Origin of the sequence: Streptomyces sp. Rer75 (genome assembly GCF_013414305.1) — a bacterium.
In the GTDB taxonomy this organism is placed as follows: Bacteria; Actinomycetota; Actinomycetes; order Streptomycetales; family Streptomycetaceae; genus Streptomyces; species Streptomyces himastatinicus.
Genome location: NZ_CP058693.1, coordinates 4,417,964 through 4,438,912, shown reverse-complemented (window position 1 = coordinate 4,438,912; position 20,949 = coordinate 4,417,964). Strand labels below are relative to the sequence as shown.

Below are 20,949 nucleotides of genomic sequence, written 5' to 3'. Positions count from 1 at the left end.
GAGAACCGAGAGGGTACGAACGCCATGACGACACATCCGCTCTTCGACATCACGGGCCGCACCGCCCTGGTCACCGGCTCCAGCCGCGGCATCGGCCATGCGCTCGCCCGCGGCCTGGTGGAGGCGGGCTGCACGGTGGTCCTCAACGGCCGTGACCAGCAGGCCCTGGACAAGGCCGCGGCCGAACTCGGCGGCACGGAGGCGGGTGTGCACACCGCCGCCTTCGACGTCACCGACGGCCCGGCCGTCGCCGCCGGGATCGCCGACGTGGAGGAGCGGGTCGGCCCGCTCGACATCCTGGTCAACAACGCCGGGATGCAGAACCGCGCACCGCTGCTGGAGTTCACCGACGAGGCCTGGCGGCAGATCGTGGACACCAACCTGACCAGCGCGTTCCTGGTGGGCCGGGAGACCGCGCGGCGCATGACCGCACGCGGCCACGGCAAGATCGTCAACATCTGCTCGCTCCAGAGCGAGGTGGTCCGCCCCGGCATCGCCCCCTACTCGGCGACCAAGGGCGCGCTGAAGATGCTCACCAAGGGCATGTGCGCCGACTGGGGCCCGTACGGCATCCAGGTCAACGGGGTCGGCCCCGGATACATCGAGACCGAGCTGACCCGGCCGCTCGTCGAGGACGAGCAGTTCAGCACCTGGGTGCGCGGCCGGACCCCGGCGGGCCGCTGGGGCCGCACCGAGGACCTGATCGGGGCGCTGCTCTACCTCGCCTCGCCCGCCGCCGACTTCGTCAGCGGGCAGGTGCTGTACGTCGACGGCGGCATGACGAGCCAGCTGTGAAGCACATGACAGAGGAGGCAGGGCGGATGGTGCTGGGCTGTGTGATCCATGGACAGGGCGACCTGCGGGTCGACGAACTCCCCGAGCCGGAGGCGGCGCCCGGACAGGCGCTGGTGGCGATCCGCTACGGCGGGATCTGCGGGTCGGATCTCCACTACCACCAGCACGGTGGCGTGGGCGACTTCCGGCTGAAGCAGCCCATGGTGCTGGGGCACGAGGTCGTCGGCACGGTCGTGTCGTACGGCGAGGGCGCGAGCGGGCCCGCACCCGGCACCCCGGTCGCCGTGCACCCGGCGACGCCGTGCGGGGTGTGCCCCGAATGTGCCGGCGGCCGCGCCAATATCTGCCGCGACACCCGCTACCTGGGCAGCGCGGCGCGCTTTCCCCACGTACAGGGCGGGTTCGCGTCCCGTATCGCCGTCCCGGCCGGGCAGCTGCGGGTCCTGCCCGAGGGGCTGGAGCCGCGCCGGGCGGCGCTCGCCGAACCGCTGTCCGTCGCCCTGCACGCGGTGTGCCGCGCGGGCGACCTGACGGGACGCCACGTGCTGATCACCGGTTCCGGGCCGATCGGCTGTCTGGCCGTCGCCGCCGCCCGGGCTGCGGGCGCGGCGAGCATCACGGCGACCGATGTGCTGCCCCGGGCCCTGGAGTTCGCGGCGGCGGCCGGTGCGACGGCGTGCGTACGGGCCGACGACCCGGACGACCCGAACTGGCCCTCCGACGAGGTGGACGTCGCGATCGAGGCGTCGGGCGTGGCCGCCGGGCTCGACACCTGTCTGCACCGGGTGCGGCGCGGCGGAGTGATCGTCCAGCTCGGCATGCTGCCACCGGGGCAGAGCCCGTTCGCCGGAAACCTGCTGGTCGCCCGGGAGATCGACCTGCGCGGCGCGTTCCGCTTCCACGAGGAGTTCGACGACGCGCTGCGGCTGCTGGCGACGGAGCCGTCGTTCGACGCGCTGATCAGCGGGGTGCGGCCGTTGGGGGAGGCGGTGGAGGCGTTCGCCCAGGCGGCCGACCGCCGAGAGTCCTGCAAGGTGCTGCTGGACTTCGAAGCCTGACCTGTCGACAGCTGCCCGCCGCCCCGGAGTGATGCCACCCGGCCATTCCCCCCGCATGACGAAGGGGCCTGCTCGCGCGGTTCGCGAGCAGGCCCCGTACGCGTACGTGCTTACTTCTTGAAGCCGTAGTTCAGCAGCTTCTTCGCGTCCGAGGTGCGCGTGGGGACCGAGGACGAGGCGAGGACGGTGCCGATGACCGTCTTGCCGCTGCGGGTGGCGGCGAAGACCAGGCAGTACTTGGCCTCCGGGCCCGAGCCGGTCTTCACGCCGATGGTGCCCGAGTAGGTGCCGAGCAGCGGGTTGGTGTTCTCCCACGTCATGTTGCGGTAGCCACCGCTCTTGGTGACGGTCTTCTGGGTCGTCTTCTTCGTCTTCACGACCGAGCGGAACGTCGAGTACTTCATCGCGCTGCTCGCGAGCTTCGTCAGGTCGCGCGGCGTGGAGTAGTTCTTGCCGTGCCCTATGCCGTCGAACGAGTCGAAGTTCGTGTTCTTCAGGCCGAGGCTCTTGGCGGTGGCGTTCATCTTGCCGATGAACGACTTCACCCGCGCGGCGCGGGTCGAGCCGCTGCCGAACTTGTCGGCCAGGGCGTACGCGGCGTCACAACCGGACGGCAGCATCAGCCCGTAGAGCAGCTGGCGGACGGTGACCTTGTCGCCGACGATCAGACGGGCCGAGGAGGCCCAGTTGTTGTCGACGATGTAGTCGCTGTACGCCTTCTGGATCGTGACCTTGGAGTTGAGGTTGAGGTTCGGCTGGGCCAGAACCACCCGGGCGGTCATGATCTTGGTGGTGGAGCCGGTGGAGAGACGGGTGTCGGCGGCCTTCTTGTAAAGGTCCTTGCCCGTCCCGTTGTTCATCACGTACCCGCCCTTGGCGGTGATCGTGGGCGCAGCGGCGGTGGCGGCCTGCGCCGGGACGTACGCCCCGGAGGCCAGCACGGATCCCGCGGCGAGAACGCTCAGCGCGGAGAGGCGACGCATGCGCTTGGTGGTGGTTTTCAAATGAATACTCCAAATGTCCCATCGGCGTCGGCGCGGCCGTCCAGAGGGAAAGCCGTCGAGCCGGGGACGCATGAGAGCGGTCAATGGATGTGCGCTCCGCGATGGTAGCCGTACCCGCTGTGCGATTTCCCGTCGTATCGTCCTACGTGCCCAAGGTGGTCAGATATCCGGTCACCTCGTCCGCCCGGTCGGCCGCGCACCCCACGTACCCGTCCGGCCGGATGACGAAGACGCCCTGATCCCCGTACCCGGCGCGGAGGTGTCCGTCCGGGTCGAGCAGATCGGGTGCCGGGCCGCCGACACGATACGCAACCACGGACGCGCGGTCGGGGGCGGGCGGTTCCGCGCCGCCGAGTGCGAGCACCGTCACATGCGGGCCGCGGAAGGCGTCGAAGAGGTGGAACGGGGTGCCGTCGGGGAGCGTGCAGGGGGCGTCGGGCGCGCGGTCGCCCGCCCGCAGCGCGGTCGCATGTCGCCTTTTTTCGACCGCGAGCGCCGCGCCGCGGTACGTCAGCCCCAGCTGGTGCACCTCCGCGGTGCGCCGGGGCTCCTTCGCGTCCGCGTCGCCCTCCGTCACGCCCTCCGCCTCGGCGCGGTGGATGCGGGTGCTGATGCCCAGCACCCCGGCGGCGACCGGCATCCGCTCCTCCTCGTAGGTGTCCAGCAGTACGGGACCGGCGGAGCCGCGCAGTACGGCGCCCAGCTTCCAGCCGAGGTTGTACGCGTCCTGGACGCTGGTGTTGAGGCCCTGGCCGCCCGCGGGGGAGTGGATGTGCGCGGCGTCGCCCACCAGGAAGACCCTCCCCTCCCGGAACCGTTCCGCCATCGCCGCCCGCGCCCGGAACGGTGACGCCCACCGCACCTCGCCCACCTCGGACTCCGCCAGATGCGTCCGGTCGACGATCAGCCGCCGCACCGCCTCCGGGTCCGGGTCGGGTACGGCGCTCTCGTCCTCGTACTGGGCCACCGCCTGGAAGAGGCCGGTCCCGGCGAGCGGGCACAGCGCGAGGACGCCGCCCTTGGCGTGCTGCCACACGTGCCAGTGGTCGCGGTCCAGGCCGGTCAGGCCGGTCAGCGTGACGTCCGCGACCAGCAGCGGATGCGGGTCGACGGTCTCGCCCGCCATGCCGATGCCGAGCGCCTTGCGCACCGTGCTGCGGCCGCCGTCGGCGGCCACGGCGTAGGCCGCCCGTACGGCCCCGGTGGAGCCGTCGGCGTACGAGAGCCGCGCGGTGACGCCGTCCGCGTCCTGCGCCAGCCCCGTGCACGCCGTGCCGAACTCGACCTCGCCGCCCAGCTCCCGCAGCCGCGCGTACAGGATCTCCGCGGTCCGCCACTGCGGCAGCATCCAGATGTCGTGGTACGGGGTGCCCGGGGTCGGGCCGGTACGGACGATCATCTCGAACGCGCCGAGCCGCCGCCCGTCCTCCCACCCCATCATCGGCGGATACGGCCCGCCCGCCGCGCGGACCGCGGCCATGACCCCGAGGTCGTCGAAGACCTCCTGCGTCCTCGGCTGGAGCCCCTTGCCGCGCGACCCCGGGAACAGTCGCTCGCCGCGCTCCACGATCTGCGCCGTGACGCCGCGCCGGGCGAGGTCGATGGCCAGGGTCAGCCCGGCCGGGCCCGCCCCGACGATCAGTACGTCTGTGTCCTTAACGTTGTTAAGTTCCATGCGGTCGAGAATGCGCTTAACATTGTTAAATTGTCAAGGGGGGCGAGGCTGAGCTGCGAGGATGACCCCATGGCGACAACGCGACTGGACCGGGACCAGGTGGTGGACGCCGCGCTGCGGCTGCTCAACGAGGTGGGCCTCGAAGGGCTCACCCTGCGCCGCATCGCCAAGGAGCTGAACGTCCAGGCGCCCGCCCTCTACTGGCACTTCAAGAACAAGCAGGCGCTGCTCGACGAGATGGCCACCACGATCTTCCTGCGGCTGGCCGAAGAGCCGGGGAACCTCGATGAGGAGATGACCTGGCAGGAACGTCTCATCGCGGGCCAGCACGCCCTGCGCCGAGCCCTGCTGCGCTACCGCGACGGGGCGAAGGTCTTCAGCGGCACCCGCTTCACCCGCACCGACCACGCCGTCACCATGGAGGCCCACCTGCGCGCCTTCGTGGCCGCGGGCTTCCCCCCGGGCGCCGCGGCCCGCGCCTCGTTCATCGCGTACGCGTTCACCCTCGGGTTCGTGACCGAGGAGCAGGCCGTCGAGCCCATGGCGGGCGAACGCACCCCCGGCTACGACGTCGCGGAACGGGCCGACCTCATCGGCCCCGACTACCCGCTCGCGGCCGCCGTCGGCGCGGACCTCTTCCTGGACTACGATGCCCGCTTCGAGGAGGGGCTGCGCACGATCGTCGCGGGCATCGAATCCACGCTGGGCCCGGCGGCACAATGACCGCATGACGAGCACCGGGGAAGATGCCGCGACCGCCCACGCCTGGGAGGCCCTCGGCGGCCCACCCGCCCTCGCCGAGCGGATCACGTACGCCCCGGCGGGCGAGGTGCTCCCCGCCCGGCTGCCGGTACGCCAACTCGCCCGGGCCACCGTGGGGGTGTGCTCGCTGGCCGCCGCCGAACTGGCCGCGCGGCGCGGTGGCGGTGCGATCCCCGGCGTACGGGTGGAGGAGGGCGCGGTCGCCACGGCGTTCATCAGCGAACGCCACCTGCGCATCGACGGCCGCCGCCCCACCACCTTCGCCCCGCTGTCCGGCTTCTGGCGCACGGCCGACGGCTGGGTACGCACCCACGCCAACTACCCCCACCACCGCGCCCGGTTGCTGACCGCCCTGGACCTTCCGGAACACGTCGGCCCGGATGCCCTCGCGGCCGAACTGGCGCAGCGCCCGGCTCGCGAGATCCAGGAGACGGCGTACGCGGCGGGCGCCCTGGCCGTGGCCGCCGTACGGCCCGGCGAAGGCGAACTCCCCCTGCCCACCCTCCCCTTGGCGGAGTCATGGCAGGCCGAAGGTGGCACTCCCCGCCCCCTCCCGCCCGCGGCGCTGCCCGCCGAGGGAATCCGCGTCCTGGACCTGACCCGGGTCATCGCCGGTCCGGTCGCCACCCGCACCCTGGCCCTGCTGGGCGCGGACGTCCTGCGCGTCGACTCCCCGCACCTCCCCGAGGACCCCGACGCCCACGCCGACACCGGCTTCGGCAAGCGCTCGACCCGCCTGGACCTCGCCGACCCGCACGACCGCCGCACCTTCGACGAACTCCTCGCCCAGGCCGACGCCGTGGTCACCGCCTACCGCCCCGGCGCCCTCGACCGCTACCTCACCCACCACCCCGGCCTGATCGTCGCCCAGCTCAACGCCTGGGGCTGGACCGGCCCCTGGGCCGACCGCCGCGGCTTCGACAGCCTGGTCCAGGCCGGAACCGGCATCGCCCTGACCGAGGCCACCGCCGACGGCCACCCCGGCGTCCTCCCCGCCCAGGCCCTCGACCACGGCACCGGCTACCTGATCGCCGCCGGTGTCCTCCGCGCCCTGACCGACCGCGCCGACACCGGCACCGGCCGCCACCTGCGCTTCTCCCTGGCCGGAACGGCATCGTGGCTGATGCACGGCATCACCCCCACCCCGCCGCCCGACGGGACGTACGCCCCCGACCCCTGGCTGACCGAGCGCCCCTCCGCATACGGCCACCTCCGCTACGCCCTCCCCCCGATCGCGTACGACGGCGCTCCCCGCGACTGGACCCACCCACCCGGCCACTGGGGCACCGACGCCCCGGCATGGCGCTGATGACCCGGGAGGTAATCGCGGGACTGGTGATCTCTCCGCGACAGTAGGACGCACCTTCGAGAGGGAGTGATCAGCCGTGTCATCAGCCACATGTGCGACCACCCGCGCCGTGGTGGAGGAGCTGCTGCGCCGGATCGGCGAGGGCGACCCCGAGCGCATCGCGGAGCTGTACGCCGAGCGGGGCGACTGGAAGCTGGCCTGGCCGGAGACCGAGCACGGCCGTACCGCCACCCCGTGGATCCGCCACCGCTCCACCCGCGCCGACGCCGCCGCCCACTACCGCGAACTCGCCGAACACCACGTGCCCGGGCAGGCGGCCACCGAGATCGAGCGCATCCTCATCGACGGCAACGACGCCGTCGTACTGGGCGAGATCCGCCAAACCGCCCGCCCCACCGGCCGTGCCTACCGCGCCCGGTTCGCTCTGCACCTCACGGTCGAGGATGGCCTGGTCACCCGACACCACGTCTACGAGGACAGCCTCGCCGTCGCCCAGGCCTTCGACGCCGGGAGGGCCGACTAGCCCTTTGAGTCCGGCTGCTGAGCCCCGGCCCCGGGGCCCGGTCAGGCGGGGCCGAGTCCGGTGAACAGGGACTGGGTCACCATGTCGGCTCCCTGCGCGGGGGTCAGCTCGGGCATCTCGTGCGAAGCCATGTTGGTGAGATGAACCAGCAGGGAGCGGGCCCAGCGGTCCGGAAGGCCCGGGCGGATGAATCCTTCGCGGACCGCGCGGGCCATGAAGGCGTCGAGCTGCTCGATCAGCCGGCCGAGGCGGGCGGCCGCCGCTTCGTCCTGTGCCTGCTGCACGTCCACCGGCCACCGCCTGCTGGCCGTGATGATGCCCTCCGCGTACCGGTGCAGCGCCGCGACCACGGGCGCCTCGTCCAGCCGGGCCCGGGAGAGGGCTTCCTCGCAGGCGTCGAGCTTGGCCGTGTGGACGGCGGCCATGAGAGCCTCGCGGGTCTTGAAGCGGCGGTAGACGGTGCGGCGGTCGACGCCTGCCGCCTGGGCGATGGTCGCGATGCTCGTGCCGGGGTCCCGCGCGAGCAGGCGTGCTCCGGTCTGGAGGACCGCGTCCAGGTTGCGTGCCGCGTCAGCTCTCATCGTGACCGGAGCATATGCGGGAGTGGTGCTGACAGGCCAGAAGGTGCCACATCGCTCTTGCTTATCTCTCGTTAAGTGTCACATAGTTGTGGTGGTTGATCCGTCGGGCGTGCGCCGTCGCGCCGTTCCTCGCTCTGGAGTCATGCGTGAGCTCGGTCCATATGTCTGAAAAGCTGAAAAAGGCCCTCGATGCCCAGGTCTTCGTCACCGTGGCGACCCTCCAACCCGACGGCAGCCCGCACCAGTCGGTGGTCTGGGTGGGGCGCGACGGTGACGACCTGTTCTTCGTGACGGGTGTCGACAAGCTCAAGGTCCGCAATCTGCGGCGCGATCCGCGGCTGAGCGTGACGGTCAACCCGCCCGACGAGCCCTACGGGTACGCGGTCATCAGTGGCACCGCGCGATTCGAGAGCGCGGGCAGCCGGGAGCGGATGGACGAACTGGCCGTCAAGTACACCGGCATGACGTACGCAGAGCACCACCCGGAGTCGTACGCCACCCTCCCGGAACTGGTCACCGTCCGCCTCACCCCCGAAAAGATCGCGGCCCGCTTCCTATGAGCCGAACGATGAAGACCTATGTCATCACCGGAGGCACGGACGGCATCGGCAAGGCCCTGGCCCTCACCTACCTGGAACGAGGGCATGAGGTGATGGTCGTCGGGCGCAGCGCGGAGAAGGGCGAGGCGTGGCTGGAGGCCGCGCGGCACCATGGTGCGGCCACGCGGGCGCACTTCGTGCGGGCCGACCTGAGCCTGGTGTCCGAGACCAGAGCGGTGATCGACCGTATCCGGACGGCCTTTACGAAAATCGACGCCCTGGTGCTGTGCGCCCGGCACTTCCGGACCACCCGCTTGGTCACCGCCGAAGGCTTCGAGAACACCTTCGCGCACTTCTACCTGAGCCGCTTCGTCCTGTGCCACGAACTCGCCGACGTGCTCGAAGCAGCCAATACGCCGGTCATCCTCAACGTCGCCGGACCCGGCGGCGATGGTGAAATCCACTGGGCGGACCTGCAACTCGAACGGGCGTACGACGGCCAACGGGCGCTCGCTCAAGGTGGACGACTCAACGACCTGCTCGGCGTCGGCTTCACGGACAGCCGACCGGAGACGACGGTCCGGTACGTACTGCTCAACCCGGGAACGGTCAGTACCAGCTTCTCCGGGCAGTACACCCCGGCCGTCGCGACGCAGATCGAAGCCATGCGGCGATCCGCCCAGCCGGTCGACGAGGCCATAGCGCCGATCCTGAAGGTGCTGGACGCCCCACCGGCCGCGCCGCTCAGCGCCATGGTGCGGGGGGAGCCGCTCGCCCCGCACGGTCCCGGCTTCGCGATCGAGGATGCGCGGCGGCTGCGCGAACACACGGAGCGGCTGCTGGCCGCCTGCCCAGAGGACTGAGGCGGCGAACACCGCACCGTGCTGCCGGGGCAGCAGCCCGACCATGGCTGCCAACCGAAGCGCCCGCAGTGCCGCTCCCAGCTCTCCTCTATTCAATCCCCGTGCTTCGACCACCATTCAGAGAACGGCTCCGCATGAGCGAGAGCCGTATCCCGGTAGCCGATGAACTCTTGCGCCGGGTCTTCGGACAGCGTTCCACGCCCGGTGACAGCCCCCGAGGCGTCGTAGTGCATGACGACCGGGGCCTGAGCGTCGAAGAGCCAGAAGTCTCCCACCCCTTCGAGTGGGTTGGCCTTATCGGTGGTGTCGAGGATGAAGAATTCCTCACCGCCGGCCTGGTTCGTCCGGTACCCCCAGCCGAGTTCGAAACGGAGGTAGGGCGTGAGCGGCCGTGAAGGATGTGCACCCGGTAGATGCGCTTCCCCAGACTGGTGTGAGAGCGAAGCTCTGTCACCCATTCGGCGTTGTAGTCCTCCGGCGGAGGATCTCCTGCGAGGAACCTCCCGTACGCGCCCGTGTTGCCCGCCCCGCCGTAATCGTCCAGCGTTTCCAGTCGAAACGCCTCCCGCTCGAAGGTGTCGAACAGCTCACCGAGTTCTTCATACCTCCCCTCCTGGCCGGTACGCCGCGTGCGGAACTGCCCGCTACCAGACAAATTCGAAGGCTGAGGCGACCATCCTTGCCGTGTCAGGGTCGGACCGCACCTCCATGCCCGTGGCGGGATCCCAGTTCCCGTTGCCATCGAAGTGGTTGAAGATGACGATCTCCTCGTCGACCAGCCAGCAGTCCGCGCCCGGAAGCGCGAGGTCTGCCGCGCGCCTGCGGGGCAACCAGCGCACCTCTTCTCCGGCGGCCACGTTATGGCGCTCCGTCACGTCGTACTCGAACCTGATGTACTCGCTGACGGGTTCCGAGACGACCCGGGCACGCCTCATCCGCACACCGCGCGAAACGGTTGCCACGACGAGGTCGAACCAGCCCTGCCACCGCTCGGCAGGGTCGAAGCGGACGCCGGCGCGCCAGTCGGCGAAATCAGGGTCGTCGGGTGTGTAGATGTCCCGCATCTCCAGATGCACAGCCGAGCGCTGGGCCCTGCCCAATGCCTCACGTACCGCTGTCACCATCGAGATTGACCTCCTTCATGAAGGGTGACTCCTCCCCTCCTGAGGGCAAGGAATGTCCGGCCGCAGACGGTGCGGACTGCATGCGATCAGGCACACGGACAGGAATCGCTGCCCGGTGAGGTACCAGCCGCCGACCACGTCCTCGCCCTGCGCGATCCGCTCGACGGCCCGGTTGGCCCTGTCGGCGAGGCAGGCGCGTTCGTGTTCCGATGCGAACGAGGCCGAAGAGGCCCGCGCTTGTCCGCCGAACCATTCCGCTGCCTCCTGCGCGTCCTTCCACGTGCCCTGGATAAATGAGGGCGGCTTGAGCAGCCAGTGGGCCAGTTCCAGGGGGACGACTTTGCTGGATCTGAATTCGGGGTGCAGTGGGCGTCGGGGGCCGTCCTTGTGTAAGTCGTGGGCGGATCCGAGCCAGGTGTAGCCGTGGTGGTGCATGTGCTCGCTCTCTCGGTGCACTGCGGCCCCCCCGAGGAGCGGGGGCCGCGTGCTGTCTCACCTGCTACTGGCGGCCGCAGCCGTCGCCGTCGCCGCAGCCGCCTTGCTGCCCGCCCTCGGTCGGCTCGTCGTCCTCGGGGTCCTGCCGGAGGACGACGGCCTTGTGTCCGCGTAAGTGCATCGGGATGATTCCTCTCGGTACTGTCGGACGCGGGGGCTCTCCTCGCGCCGCCGTGCACGTGCACCCGTTCCGCGCTGGGCTCGACCTGCCAGGGCTCCGGTCCAGCCGGGACGGGGGTTTTAAAGGGGCCGCTCAACTCGTGGCGGCCTTCTTGGTCTGCTCCTCCAACGCGGCGCGCATGACGATTTCCGCGAGGCGGTTCGCGCTGTCGAGCGGAATGCGGCCGAGTGCGACCATGGGGTGCCCAGAGACCGTTACCTCTCCCCGCAGGACCGGCCAGAACAGGTCCTGGTTCTCTACGCCGTGGGGTACGGCTACGTCGGGCGTGAAGCCGAGGCGCCCCAGCGCCTCGCGCAGTAATTCGGCGACGGCCCTTGCCTCGGCTCTGGCCGCCCGGTGGCGCGCGGAACGCATGGCGTCGATGTGTTCCTCGGTGATCTTCATGGCACGTAGCTCCCCGCAAGAGTGAGTGACGGAGTCGTTACGGAGCGAATCAATGCCTGCTCAACGACGTTGCTCGAAGCTGCTGAGGAATCTCAGCCGAGCGAGCCGCTGGGCGTGCCCCGGGGAGTTGGGCAGCAATCTGCTCGATTTCGGGGACGGCGACCATGATGTGCCCGCGCAGCCGGAGGGTGAGCGTCTCCACCTCCTCCACGGAGAGGAGTTCGGCGCCTTCGGCGAGCAGACGGCGCGTGCTGGCGCGCATCGTCTGCGGGTCGAGGGGGCGCCGGTCCCGCTCTTCGCCGGTCGGCGGACGGGGGGTAGAAGGGGCCATGCCTCGACGCTAGGAACGCGGCGTATGGCATCTCCAGCGATGTGCAGATCTGTGCACCAGGTGTGCCCGGACGGGTGGCATGCTGCTCGCCCTCTTGACTACCTACTCACAGCGCATGACCGTGGTGCACACAACTGCACAACTCATTGACGGAGGCGGTCATGTCATCGCTAGTGTTCATCGGCATCGACCCCAACACCGGGGACAAACAGAGTCCTACGGTGTGGGTTGACCAGGTGAAACAGGAACTCGTCTTCCAGGGCTGGAAGCCCGGCCCCGAGCTTGAAGCACAATGCGCCGCGTTCGAGGCGCCGGGCCACGCCAAGGGCATCCCGGAGAACGAGGCCGTGATCCGTATCCCCGCCAGGATGGTGCACATGATCAGGGAGACTTGTGATGCCGTCGAGCGCGCCGACATTCGATGAGCTGATCGCCAACTGCACGCGCTCTGCCGTGCACCTGGAGATGCGTGACGCCTACGCCGTCGACTACGAAGAGGGCCCGTTCGCCGCATGGAGGAACGGTTTCCGCCACGACCCGGCGGACCGTGCGTCCTGGTGGCGTCCGTGGCTCGACTTGATCCAGGAGACCGTGAGCCGCGGCATCGTGGTGCGCCGGGCCCGTATCGTGTCCGAGCCGGTCAGCGAGTACACCCGTTTCCTGTACGACGGCACGTTCACGAACGTCGCGGCTGGCGAACATGTGCGGTGGCTGCCTCGCCGACGGGCCTCCGACATCGCGTTGCCGGGCAACGACTTCTGGCTGTTCGACGGCCAGTGGATCCACTGGAATCACTTCGCCGGTGACGGATCGTGGACCGGCGAGGAGATCACCGACGACCCGGCCGCAGCCAAGCTGTGTGCCGAAGCATTCGACACGGTGTGGACACGCGCCACCCCGCACGACCAGTACGACATCCACTGACAGCGCGCACCGGACAGGCCAGCTCATGCCCATCTCCCCGTCCTCGTCCGCCCAAGCCGCACGCGCAGTCGTCGCGCGGAGGCTTCGCGACCTCCGCAAGAGCGCCGGGCTGACGGTCGTCGAGCTGGCCAACCGGTGCGACTGGCACCACTCCAAGACCTCCCGCATCGAGAACGCCCAGACCGGTCCGTCAGCAAAGGACATCCGTGCGTGGACCAACGCCTGCGCGGCAAGCGATCAGGCGGAAGATCTCATTGCCCAGTCCCTGCACGCCGAGTCGATGTACACGGAGTGGCGGCACCAGGTCCTCCGAGGGATGAAACAACTACAGGACAGCGCGGTGCAGCTCTTCCACAACACCGAGCTGTTCCGCATCTACTCCTCGACGATGGTCCCGGGGCTGTTGCAGACCGAGGGGTATGCGGCCGCGCTCCTGAGCAACATCGCAGACTTTCGCGGCATCCCGTTCAACGATGGCGCCGAGGCCGCAGCCGCGCGCGTTGAGCGGTCCCACATCGTTCATGAGCGAGGCCATCGGTTCGTGATGCTCATAGAGGAGGCAGTCCTATACGCCCAGTTGGGCGACGGGGACGCGATGGCGGCACAGCTTGGCTATCTGCTCACCGCCGGCGCACTGCCCCAGGTTTCGCTGGGCATTATCCCCATGGCCACACGGGAGCGGCGGCAGTGGCCGGTCGAGACGTTCCACGTGTATGACGACGCCCTCGTGTCGGTGGAGTTCGTCTCGGCGGAGGTCAACATCACCCAGCCTTCCGAGATCGCCCTGTACCTGAAGGTGTTCGAGCAGTTGCGCGACATGGCCGTGTACGGGGCGGAGGCGCGGGCGTTGATTCTGAAGGCAATCGAGGCCCTGTACTGACCCCGGGCGCGACAAAAGCCCCCCCGCCTGGCCCAGAGTCAGGACGGGCCCCTCGCGACAGGGGCGGGGAGGGAATTCAGGAAGTCCAGCGGGCACATCGATCGGCGACTGGGAATCTCCGGGAGGCCGAGCTTGGCGGCCTTAGATGGCCATCTTCGCCGTCTTGAATGGATCGGCGAACCGGTCTAGGTACCAAGGCGGCAGGACGGCCTACGAACCAGCGAACGTCCGTGACTCCCGCATCAGGCGTCGGCGACGTGATCCAACTGGCCGGCCTTGGCGGCGCGTATGAACTCCTGGCAGTGCGAGGACTGGCGCCACGAGACCACGTTCATGTGCTGCTCCTTGTCACAGTTCGCGGATGAGGCCATGGATGAATTCGCGGGACTGCTCCTGGTCGAGGTGGACGTGGAGATCGCGGCGTGGGGCATGGCCTACGACGATGGGCGCACCGAAGTGGTCGGGCCTGGGCAGCGGTTGGTGCTCTCCTCGCCGGAGCGGGTGGAGGCATGGTTCTCGCGGGGTGCGGTCACCGCGCAGCTTGTGTGGCTCGGGCCGTCGACGGCGGCCTCGCTCGACCCCGGCCTGGCGGCCTGACCGTGCCCCGCGCGCCGTCGGCGATCTCGTCGGGCTCGCCCGCCCGGCCTCGCGCGTTGACCTGGTCTAGGACCGCCATTTCCGTCGCTGAGGTGCGTCGTCTGCTCTCCGACCTCGACGAGCAGGCGCTGGCGCCTGAGTCCGGCTGCTGAGCGGATGCGGATCTACGGCAGGAGTCCGGCATCCGCCGTAGGCTGAAACGCGCGCCTGAGGGACAGGAGGCTGACGTGGCCGAGACGACGCTGACCGAGGTGAGGGCCGAGCTGGCCCGGCTCGAGGACCCGAAGACACGCGCGGTGAACGAGAAGCACGGTGACGATCACGGTGTGAACCTCAGCAAGCTGCGCGCGCTCGCGAAGCGGCTGAAGACGCAGCAGGAGCTCGCGCGTCAGCTCTGGGAGACGGACGACACCGCGGCGCGACTGCTGGCGCTCCTGATCTGCCGCCCGAAGGCGTTCGAGCGGGACGAGCTGGACGTCATGCTGCGCGAGGCGCGCACGCCCAAGGTGCACGACTGGCTCGTGAACTACGTGGTGAAGAAGAACGCGCACGCCGAAGAGCTGCGCTCGGCCTGGTTCGCCGATCCGGATCCCGTGGTCGCGAGCGCGGGCTGGGCGCTCACCACCGAACGCGTGGCGAAGCGGCCCGAGGGCCTCGACCTCGCGGGACTGCTCGACGTCATCGAGGCCGAGATGAAGGACGCCCCGGACCGCTTGCAGTGGGCGATGAACCACTGCCTGGCTCAGATCGGGATCGAGCACCCCCAGCACCGCACCCGTGCGATCGGCATCGGTGAGCGCCTGGAGGTGCTCAAGGACTATCCGACGTCCCCGGGCTGCACCTCACCGTTCGCGCCCGTCTGGATCACGGAGATGGTGCGTCGGCAGCAGGCGTGACAGGGGTCGTGCGCTTGTGGACCAGGGCCGTGATCTCCGCCGGCAGCGCGTCCGCGGCCAGCAGCCGCGGGAGCAGGGCGGCTTCGCGGGTCAGGGCGCGGAAGGCGAGGGCTATGGTCACGTCGTGGTCCGGGCGGTGCACGATCTCGACCGGGTCGCCGGTGCGCAGGGCGCCGGGGGCGATGACGCGCAGATAGGCGCCGGGGAGCGCGGCCTCGGTGAAGCGCTTGATCCAGCCGTCGCGCTCCAGCCAGCCCTGGAAGGTCGCGCACGGGATCCGGGGGCACGACACCTCCAGGACCACATCGGATCCGATGCGCCAGCGCTCGCCGATCAGGGCGGCGTTGACGTCCAGGCCGGTGGTGGTGAGGTTCTCGCCGAAGACGCCGTTGGCCAGCGGCCGGTTCAGCTCGGCCTCCCAGCCGTCGAGATCCTCGCGGGCGTAGGCGTAGACGGCCTGGTCGGGGCCGCCGTGGTGCTTGACGTCGTACGCCCGGTCGCCGTCGAGACCGACCGCGCCGGTGCCCTTGGGGCCGGGGGCGGTGACGGTGACCGGGCCGTCGACGGGGCGTTTGTCGATGCCCGTCGCGCTGAGGCCCTTCCACGGGTTGGACCGGGGCTTGCCGACGTTCACGGAGAGCAGCTTCATGGGAGTGACGGTATGGATCGACGGGCCCCGGGGCCACACATTTTCAGCGCACCCGGGCCGCAGAGAGGGAGCGTTTCAGCACGGGCGTGAGGCGCTGTTCCACGAAGCGGTAGAGCAGCCAGGCCAGGGTCAGCATCAGCAGCACCGTCAGGGCGAAGGTGACGTAGGAGGGGAGGTCCAGGGTGCGGTGGAGGTGCTGGACGACGACCCAGCCCAGGTGCTCGTGGACCAGGTAGAACGGGTACGTCAGCGCGCCCGCGACCGTCAGCCAGCGCCAGTTGGCCCAGTTCAGCTTGCCCAGCGCGACCAGGGCGACGGCGAGGTAGCCGAACGCGACGATCGCGACGATGCCGAGGGTGGAGCGGTAGGAGAAGAAGTCCGGGTTGGGGCGGTGCCAGAGTTCGGCGACCGCGTAGTGCTGGCCGATGAGGAAGCTGAGGGCGACGATGCCCCACGCGGTGGCGTCGTGGCCGTAGCGGTGGATCAGGTAGAGGCCGATGCCGCCGATGAAGTACGGGGCGTAGTTCGGCATCAGGACCAGGTCCAGCAGCGGCTGGTCGGCCGCGTCGGTGAGGGCCGCGGCCAGCGTCCACACCGCGCAGAACAGGACGACGCGCTGGCGGCTGGCGCCCGGCAGGACGACGAACAGCGCGAAGAGGGCGTAGAAGCGCAGCTCCGCCCAGAGGGTCCAGCACACGCCGAGGACGCGGTCGGCGCCCAGCGGTTGCTGGAGCATGGTCAGGTTGACCAGGGTGTCGCTCGGCGAGACCGTCTCGAACGCCACCCAGGGGAGCGCGAAGACCGCGGTGACCAGCAGGATCGCGGCCCAGTAGGCGGGGAAGAGCCGCGAGACGCGGGAGGCGAAGAAGGAGCGCAGCGGGCGCCCCCAGCCGCTCATGCAGATGACGAAGCCGCTGATGACGAAGAAGATCTGGACGCCCAGGCAGCCGTACGAGAAGTACGGCGAGGCGGTGGGGAAGATCTCGCGCGGGGAGGCGCCCCACGCCTCGGCGATCTCGCCGTCGCGGCCGCCGTAGTGGTACGCGGCGACCATGAGCGCGGCCAGCAGCCGCAGCCCGTCCAGGGCGCGCAGCCGCACCGGCTGCCCCTTGCGGCCCGGGACCGGCTGTCCCGGCCCCTGCCCCGGTTCGGGCTGTCCCGGATTCCCTTGAGGGTCACGCTGGGACGGAACCGTGACGGGCACCGGGGCCGGGGGCATCGGGCCCGCTCCGGGAGCGGGCGGCGCGCCCGCGGTCATGACGCCACCCCCGAGGCGCCGGTGCGTATGTGGCTTACCCCGTGGTCGGCGGTCACGCCGTGGCTCCTTCGCGGTCGGGGGACGGTATGTGGATGAGTCAGCCCGTTGCGGTCTTCTTCAGCGCGGCCTTCTTCAGCGCCCGCGCCCGGCGCGCGACCCGCCGCACCGTCTCGTTGCGCGGGATGAAGCCGAGCTGGGACGGGACCGCCCCGGGCAGGGCGAGCGCGGTCAGTCGGCGGCGCTTGAAGTAGCGCCACGTGTGGGCGTCCAGATGGGCGGCGAGATAGCGCTCCGCGGCGGGCCGCAGACCGGGGTAGATCTTCGCCTGCATGCAGAAGCCGACGGCGGCGACCAGCCCGGTCAGCTTCTGGCCGGACCGCTCGTCCACCGCCCCCGCACCAGCGGCCACCGCCTTGTGGTCCTCCAGGTCCGGCAGTAGCGCGTCCACGATGGTGACGGGCATCCGGTTGCTGTTCTGGTACGGGGTGAGCCGCTCCAGCAGCGTGTCGGTGCCGATCCTCGCCACCGGCAGCCCGTAGAAGACGCTCGCGGTGAGCAGCGCGGTGGAGAAGCAGCCGATGACCAGGCCCGGTTCCATCCGCTGGTAGAGCACCTCGGCGAGGACCGGGGTGTCCATGACGGTCAGCTCCGCGCCCAGCTCGGCGGCCTTCTTCTCCAGCATCCGCGACCAGCGCGCCGGGGCGGTGGGGTGCGGTTTGAAGACGACGGTGCGGTGGCCGAGCGCCACCGCGCCCCGCAACATCCGCACGTGCAGCTCTTCCTCCTCCTCCGGAGTGAGGATGTCCAGCGCGGACAGGTACTGCCCCAGCATCAGGGCGGGCCCGGTGCCGGTGCCGACACGCTCAGTCGAAGAAGCAGCCGCGGAGGCGACGGTGCGCGGGGCGGCCTCGGCGATCTCGGCGAGCACCTTGGTGAACGTCTCGGTCGGCAGCACCTCCGCGGGCACCCCGAACTCGGTGAGCAGCAGCGGCTTCAGCCCCGGCACCAGGTCGAGGTGGAGCAGTCGGCGGATGCGGGTGCCGACCAGCGGGTGGAGCTTGTTGCGGGTCGGGCCGTAGCTCATCAGCCCGTCCGCGTAGACGTCGATGGGCGCGCCCTGGAACACCTGGGCGATCGCCATCGCCGGGTTGACCTGGATGGACTCCAGGACCAGCTCGATGTCGTCCTCGCCCAGGTTCCACAGCAGCCGCAGATGGCGCTCCCACAGCGGGGCGTCGTCCTGGCGCGGGCCCCAGCCGCCGGGGTGGAAGGGGCTGATGGTCTCGTTCCAGGACAGCACCCGGTCGAAGCGCGGCCGCAGCCGCTCGAAGCCCGGCATGTCGTCGACGGCCGGCGTGGTCTCCGGCGTCGCGGCGTTGTTGCTGACCAGCAGCAGCCTGCGGTCGGCCGGACCGACGCTGCCCGCGTCGATCGCGGCGGCGAGGGTGGCCGCCCCGTACAGGGTGGAGGCCATGAAGATCTGGGTGCGCTTGCGTTCGCTGCGCGGGGTGTACGTCAGGGTCGCGGACATCAGGCCGCCACCTCCGTACCCGCCCCGCGGCGCTTCACTCGCCGCAGCCGCGCGGCACGCTCGTAGTCCATGGAATCCAGCGCGTCCTTCAGTACGTCCTGGGGCATGCGCCTCAGCGCAGCCGCCGACATCGAACGCAGCTTGCGGGCCACCTGCGGCTCGAAGCGTTCGATGTTTCCGAGATGGTGGGAAATGATCGCGCAGTAGGTGCGCACGGCCTTGGGGAGCAGGGTGTCCGCGTCGCGGTCCCGCGCCGTTTCCTCGATGACCTGGTCGAAGGCGCGGATGAAGTCGAGCTGCCGCACATCGCCGATCTGGGTGAGCGAGGAGGAGACACCGCGCCGGTAGAAGACGCCGTGCAGGCCGAGGACGGCGAAGCTGCGCGCCTCGCGGTGCAGCCGCCAGATCCAGGGCCGGTCCTCGGCGGTGCGCAGCCCGTGGGTGAAGTGGAGAAGCCCCTCGTCGGCGAGGCGGCGGTGGTACATGCCGGCCCAGGCGAAGGCGTAGTCGACCGAGGTGGAGCGGTCGGCGGGGAGGATCACGTCCCGCGGGTTCATCACCTGGTTACGCAGGCCGTGCGGCACCCGGGTGACCGAGCGCTTGCGGCCGGTGCACTGGACATGGTCGGTGCGGACGAAGTCGCACCCCAGGTCCTCCATGGCCGCGAGCAGCTGCTCGTAATAGCCGGGCGCGAGCCAGTCGTCGCCGTCGAGGAACGTGATGTACTCGCCGGTGGCCGCGTCCAGGCCGGTGTTGCGCGCGGTGGCGAGCCCGCCGTTCTGCTCATGACGGATGTAGACGGCCCCCGGGAGTTCGCGCTCGGCGCGTTCGAGGATCTCCGGTGTCCCGTCGGTGGCATGGTCGTCGACGAGAATGAATTCGAAATCTTCACGCGCGTTCGCACGAAGACTTCTGAGCGTGTCAGGGGCATAGGTCTGCACGTTGTAGAACGGCACGATGACGGAGAGCTTAACCACGCGGGTGACGCTAGGTCGCCGGGCGGCATTCGTCTTGACCGCAGGTGTACGTCAAGGTGAACGAAGTACGTCGGAACGGTTAACCCGCTGCTCCGGCCAGCCGATTCGCCATTCGTCGACGCGCTGTTAACCCTTTGTTGCTTCTGCGTTGGGCCGTGAATCGGAATCCCTTCCTAGCGTCTCCGACGTGTCCTCACGTATCAAATCCCCCGTGCGAGTAGCCGTGCTCGCCGACTCCGACACCCGGTGGAAATGGGGCGCGCTCACAGCGCAGCGCCTCGTCCCCGACAGCTCGGATTCTTCGGACGCGGGTACAGCGGGTTCCGCAGGTTCAGCGGGTTCGGGCCGACGCCTGGACGGCTACCTGCTGCGCGGCCGCGCCACGCCGACCGTCCGGCAGCTGGCCGAGGTCGGGGTGCGCACGGACTCGCTGCGCGAGGTGACGGGCATCGAGTTCGTCCGGTCCATGGACCGCGAGCGGTACGACGTGATCGTGCTGTCCCTGGTGGGCGGCGGCGTCCAGGCCATGCTGCACGGTCTCGCGCACGCCTGGCAGGGCGCCACCCGCCGCCCGGTGATCGTCACCGGCTATGTGGGCGTCGTCTACGAGAAGCTCGCCGACGGGCTGCTGCTGCGGCACGGCGCCGATGTGGTGCTCGCCAACTCCCGCCATGACGCGGACCGGTTCCGCGACGTGTACACCGGCGTCGGCACCACGGGGGACAGCGTCACCGAATGCGCGCTGCCCTTCCTCGGCGGCGCCCGCTACGACGAGAAGGCCCGGCAGGGGCGCAAGTACCCCGGTGGCACGGTGGTGTTCGCCGTCCAGCCGTCCGTCCCGGACAACCGCGCCGACCGTACGTACCTGCTGCGCCGGGCCGTCGACCACGCCCGCCGCCACCCGGACCGCGAGGTCGTGGTCAAGCTGCGCTCCAAGCCGGGCGAGCACACCACGCACATCGAGGAACTGCCGTACCAGAAGCTGATCGCCAAGTTCGGTGACGGGCTGCCGCCCAACTTCCGCCTCGCGTACGGGAACATGGGCGAGGTCCTGGACACCACCGACCTGCTGGTCACCATCAGCTCCACGGCCGCCCTGGAGTCCCTGCACCGCTCCATCCCGACCGCGATCCTCACCGACCTCGGGATCCGTGAGCCGCTGGGCAACCACCACTTCCTGGGCTCCGGCTGTCTGGCCTCGTGGGACGAGCTGGACGCCGGATACCGGCCCGAGCCCGACCCGGAGTGGCTCGCCCGCCAGGGCGTGGCCGCCGACGGGTCGTACGAGACCGCGTTCGACGCCGCCCGGCACAAGGTCTCCGCCCTGGCCGCCGCCGAAACCCTCCCGGCGCTCGCCCCCTACTACACCCGGGCCACCGCGCCCGGCTATCTGCCCCGAATCCTCGAGCGGTACGGCTTCGAGCCGGACGGCCGCCCCCGCCCGGGCGCGGCTTCCGCGGACGAGGCCGAGGTCAGCGGATTGCGGCGGGTCGTACGCAACACCATGCGGGACGCGGCGCGCGGCGCCTACCGGCATGGCGTCCAGCGCGTGGCCCCGGTCATCCGGCGGATGGGGGAGCTGTGAGCGTCATGTCCGAATCCGCTGAAGGAGC

Annotated in this window: 24 protein-coding genes and 1 pseudogene; 13 read left to right on the top strand and 12 right to left on the bottom strand. The window is 70.1% G+C overall.

Going from position 1 to position 20,949, the window contains the following annotated elements; translation table 11 throughout:
* The first annotated feature begins 24 nt into the window (after window positions 1-24).
* Window positions 25-795 carry a glucose 1-dehydrogenase gene (locus HYQ63_RS18555; RefSeq protein ID WP_179934960.1) on the top strand — a complete coding sequence of 257 codons (771 nt, stop codon included), beginning with the start codon at window positions 25-27 and terminating at the stop codon, window positions 793-795.
* 26 nt (window positions 796-821) lie between these two features.
* Window positions 822-1,853, top strand: a complete 1,032-nt coding sequence (locus tag HYQ63_RS18550) for an L-idonate 5-dehydrogenase (protein WP_179940259.1) — start codon at window positions 822-824, stop codon at window positions 1,851-1,853.
* A gap of 110 nt (window positions 1,854-1,963) precedes the next feature.
* Here the strand turns inward: HYQ63_RS18550 and HYQ63_RS18545 are convergent, their stop codons facing one another.
* Together HYQ63_RS18545 and HYQ63_RS18540 are read right to left on the bottom strand one after the other, a co-directional pair.
* Window positions 1,964-2,836 (bottom strand): D-alanyl-D-alanine carboxypeptidase family protein, encoded by an 873-nt coding sequence (locus HYQ63_RS18545; RefSeq protein WP_373689112.1) that lies wholly within the window; start codon window positions 2,834-2,836, stop codon window positions 1,964-1,966.
* Between the two features lie 163 nt (window positions 2,837-2,999).
* Window positions 3,000-4,532 (bottom strand): FAD-dependent monooxygenase, encoded by a 1,533-nt coding sequence (locus HYQ63_RS18540; RefSeq protein WP_179934958.1) that lies wholly within the window; start codon window positions 4,530-4,532, stop codon window positions 3,000-3,002.
* A 69-nt stretch (window positions 4,533-4,601) separates the two neighbouring features.
* Between HYQ63_RS18540 and HYQ63_RS18535 the strand changes: the two genes are divergently transcribed.
* The 3 genes from HYQ63_RS18535 (at window position 4,602) to HYQ63_RS18525 (ending at window position 7,126) form a co-directional block, all read left to right on the top strand.
* Window positions 4,602-5,255 (top strand): TetR/AcrR family transcriptional regulator C-terminal domain-containing protein, encoded by a 654-nt coding sequence (locus tag HYQ63_RS18535; protein WP_179934957.1) that lies wholly within the window; start codon window positions 4,602-4,604, stop codon window positions 5,253-5,255.
* 4 nt (window positions 5,256-5,259) lie between these two features.
* Window positions 5,260-6,603: a CoA transferase gene (locus HYQ63_RS18530; protein WP_179934956.1), complete on the top strand. Its 1,344-nt coding sequence runs from the start codon at window positions 5,260-5,262 to the stop codon at window positions 6,601-6,603.
* Between the two features lie 76 nt (window positions 6,604-6,679).
* Window positions 6,680-7,126 (top strand): nuclear transport factor 2 family protein, encoded by a 447-nt coding sequence (locus HYQ63_RS18525; RefSeq protein ID WP_179934955.1) that lies wholly within the window; start codon window positions 6,680-6,682, stop codon window positions 7,124-7,126.
* A 41-nt stretch (window positions 7,127-7,167) separates the two neighbouring features.
* On the opposite strand, the gene HYQ63_RS18520 is transcribed toward HYQ63_RS18525, so the two are convergent.
* On the bottom strand, window positions 7,168-7,707 hold the full coding sequence (locus tag HYQ63_RS18520; RefSeq protein WP_179934954.1) for a TetR/AcrR family transcriptional regulator: 540 nt from the start codon (window positions 7,705-7,707) through the stop codon (window positions 7,168-7,170).
* Between the two features lie 161 nt (window positions 7,708-7,868).
* Between HYQ63_RS18520 and HYQ63_RS18515 the strand changes: the two genes are divergently transcribed.
* A complete protein-coding gene (locus tag HYQ63_RS18515; protein WP_179934953.1) occupies window positions 7,869-8,267 on the top strand; it encodes a PPOX class F420-dependent oxidoreductase in 399 nt (132 codons plus the stop codon).
* Window positions 8,268-8,275: 8 nt separating this feature from the next.
* Window positions 8,276-9,109 carry an SDR family NAD(P)-dependent oxidoreductase gene (locus HYQ63_RS18510; protein WP_179934952.1) on the top strand — a complete coding sequence of 278 codons (834 nt, stop codon included), beginning with the start codon at window positions 8,276-8,278 and terminating at the stop codon, window positions 9,107-9,109.
* 92 nt (window positions 9,110-9,201) lie between these two features.
* Here HYQ63_RS18510 and HYQ63_RS18505 read toward each other — a convergent pair.
* From HYQ63_RS18505 to HYQ63_RS18485, 5 genes and pseudogenes are all read right to left on the bottom strand, one after another.
* Window positions 9,202-9,764: pseudogene (locus HYQ63_RS18505) on the bottom strand (DUF6879 family protein).
* A complete protein-coding gene (locus tag HYQ63_RS18500) occupies window positions 9,754-10,233 on the bottom strand; it encodes a DUF6879 family protein (protein WP_179934951.1) in 480 nt (159 codons plus the stop codon). The pseudogene HYQ63_RS18505 and the gene HYQ63_RS18500 overlap by 11 nt, the downstream one beginning before the upstream one ends.
* Before the next feature lie 15 nt (window positions 10,234-10,248).
* Window positions 10,249-10,668, bottom strand: a complete 420-nt coding sequence (locus tag HYQ63_RS18495) for a hypothetical protein (protein WP_179934950.1) — start codon at window positions 10,666-10,668, stop codon at window positions 10,249-10,251.
* 313 nt (window positions 10,669-10,981) lie between these two features.
* A complete protein-coding gene (locus HYQ63_RS18490) occupies window positions 10,982-11,293 on the bottom strand; it encodes a hypothetical protein (protein WP_179934949.1) in 312 nt (103 codons plus the stop codon).
* 49 nt (window positions 11,294-11,342) lie between these two features.
* Window positions 11,343-11,624, bottom strand: a complete 282-nt coding sequence (locus HYQ63_RS18485; RefSeq protein ID WP_179934948.1) for a DUF6415 family natural product biosynthesis protein — start codon at window positions 11,622-11,624, stop codon at window positions 11,343-11,345.
* 161 nt (window positions 11,625-11,785) lie between these two features.
* Here HYQ63_RS18485 and HYQ63_RS18480 point away from each other — a divergent pair, with 161 nt between their 5' ends.
* The 5 genes from HYQ63_RS18480 to HYQ63_RS18460 all read left to right on the top strand — a co-directional run bounded on the left by HYQ63_RS18480 (window position 11,786) and on the right by HYQ63_RS18460 (window position 14,921).
* Window positions 11,786-12,049 carry a hypothetical protein gene (locus tag HYQ63_RS18480; protein WP_179934947.1) on the top strand — a complete coding sequence of 88 codons (264 nt, stop codon included), beginning with the start codon at window positions 11,786-11,788 and terminating at the stop codon, window positions 12,047-12,049.
* Entirely contained in the window at window positions 12,021-12,548 is a 528-nt protein-coding gene (locus HYQ63_RS18475; RefSeq protein ID WP_179934946.1) for a DUF6879 family protein, read from the top strand. The genes HYQ63_RS18480 and HYQ63_RS18475 overlap by 29 nt, the downstream gene beginning before the upstream one ends.
* 25 nt (window positions 12,549-12,573) lie before the next feature.
* Complete coding sequence (locus tag HYQ63_RS18470; RefSeq protein ID WP_123100266.1) at window positions 12,574-13,428, top strand: helix-turn-helix transcriptional regulator; 855 nt, start codon at window positions 12,574-12,576, stop codon at window positions 13,426-13,428.
* A 369-nt stretch (window positions 13,429-13,797) separates the two neighbouring features.
* A complete protein-coding gene (locus tag HYQ63_RS18465; RefSeq protein WP_179934945.1) occupies window positions 13,798-14,025 on the top strand; it encodes a hypothetical protein in 228 nt (75 codons plus the stop codon).
* Between the two features lie 227 nt (window positions 14,026-14,252).
* Window positions 14,253-14,921: a DNA alkylation repair protein gene (locus HYQ63_RS18460; RefSeq protein ID WP_179934944.1), complete on the top strand. Its 669-nt coding sequence runs from the start codon at window positions 14,253-14,255 to the stop codon at window positions 14,919-14,921.
* On the opposite strand, the gene HYQ63_RS18455 is transcribed toward HYQ63_RS18460, so the two are convergent.
* The 4 genes from HYQ63_RS18455 to HYQ63_RS18440 all read right to left on the bottom strand — a co-directional run bounded on the left by HYQ63_RS18455 (window position 14,890) and on the right by HYQ63_RS18440 (window position 19,336).
* The gene (locus tag HYQ63_RS18455) at window positions 14,890-15,570 is read right to left on the bottom strand and encodes an MOSC domain-containing protein (protein WP_179934943.1); all 681 of its coding nucleotides are present in this window, start codon (window positions 15,568-15,570) and stop codon (window positions 14,890-14,892) included. The genes HYQ63_RS18460 and HYQ63_RS18455 overlap by 32 nt on opposite strands.
* A gap of 43 nt (window positions 15,571-15,613) precedes the next feature.
* Window positions 15,614-16,828: an acyltransferase gene (locus HYQ63_RS18450; RefSeq protein WP_257231932.1), complete on the bottom strand. Its 1,215-nt coding sequence runs from the start codon at window positions 16,826-16,828 to the stop codon at window positions 15,614-15,616.
* 97 nt (window positions 16,829-16,925) lie between these two features.
* Window positions 16,926-18,359 carry a polysialyltransferase family glycosyltransferase gene (locus HYQ63_RS18445; protein ID WP_179934942.1) on the bottom strand — a complete coding sequence of 478 codons (1,434 nt, stop codon included), beginning with the start codon at window positions 18,357-18,359 and terminating at the stop codon, window positions 16,926-16,928.
* The gene (locus HYQ63_RS18440) at window positions 18,359-19,336 is read right to left on the bottom strand and encodes a glycosyltransferase family 2 protein (protein WP_179934941.1); all 978 of its coding nucleotides are present in this window, start codon (window positions 19,334-19,336) and stop codon (window positions 18,359-18,361) included. Before HYQ63_RS18440 ends, HYQ63_RS18445 begins: the two co-directional genes overlap by 1 nt.
* Before the next feature lie 187 nt (window positions 19,337-19,523).
* Here HYQ63_RS18440 and HYQ63_RS18435 point away from each other — a divergent pair, with 187 nt between their 5' ends.
* Complete coding sequence (locus tag HYQ63_RS18435) at window positions 19,524-20,921, top strand: DUF6716 putative glycosyltransferase (RefSeq protein WP_373689111.1); 1,398 nt, start codon at window positions 19,524-19,526, stop codon at window positions 20,919-20,921.
* Window positions 20,922-20,949 lie beyond the last annotated feature (28 nt).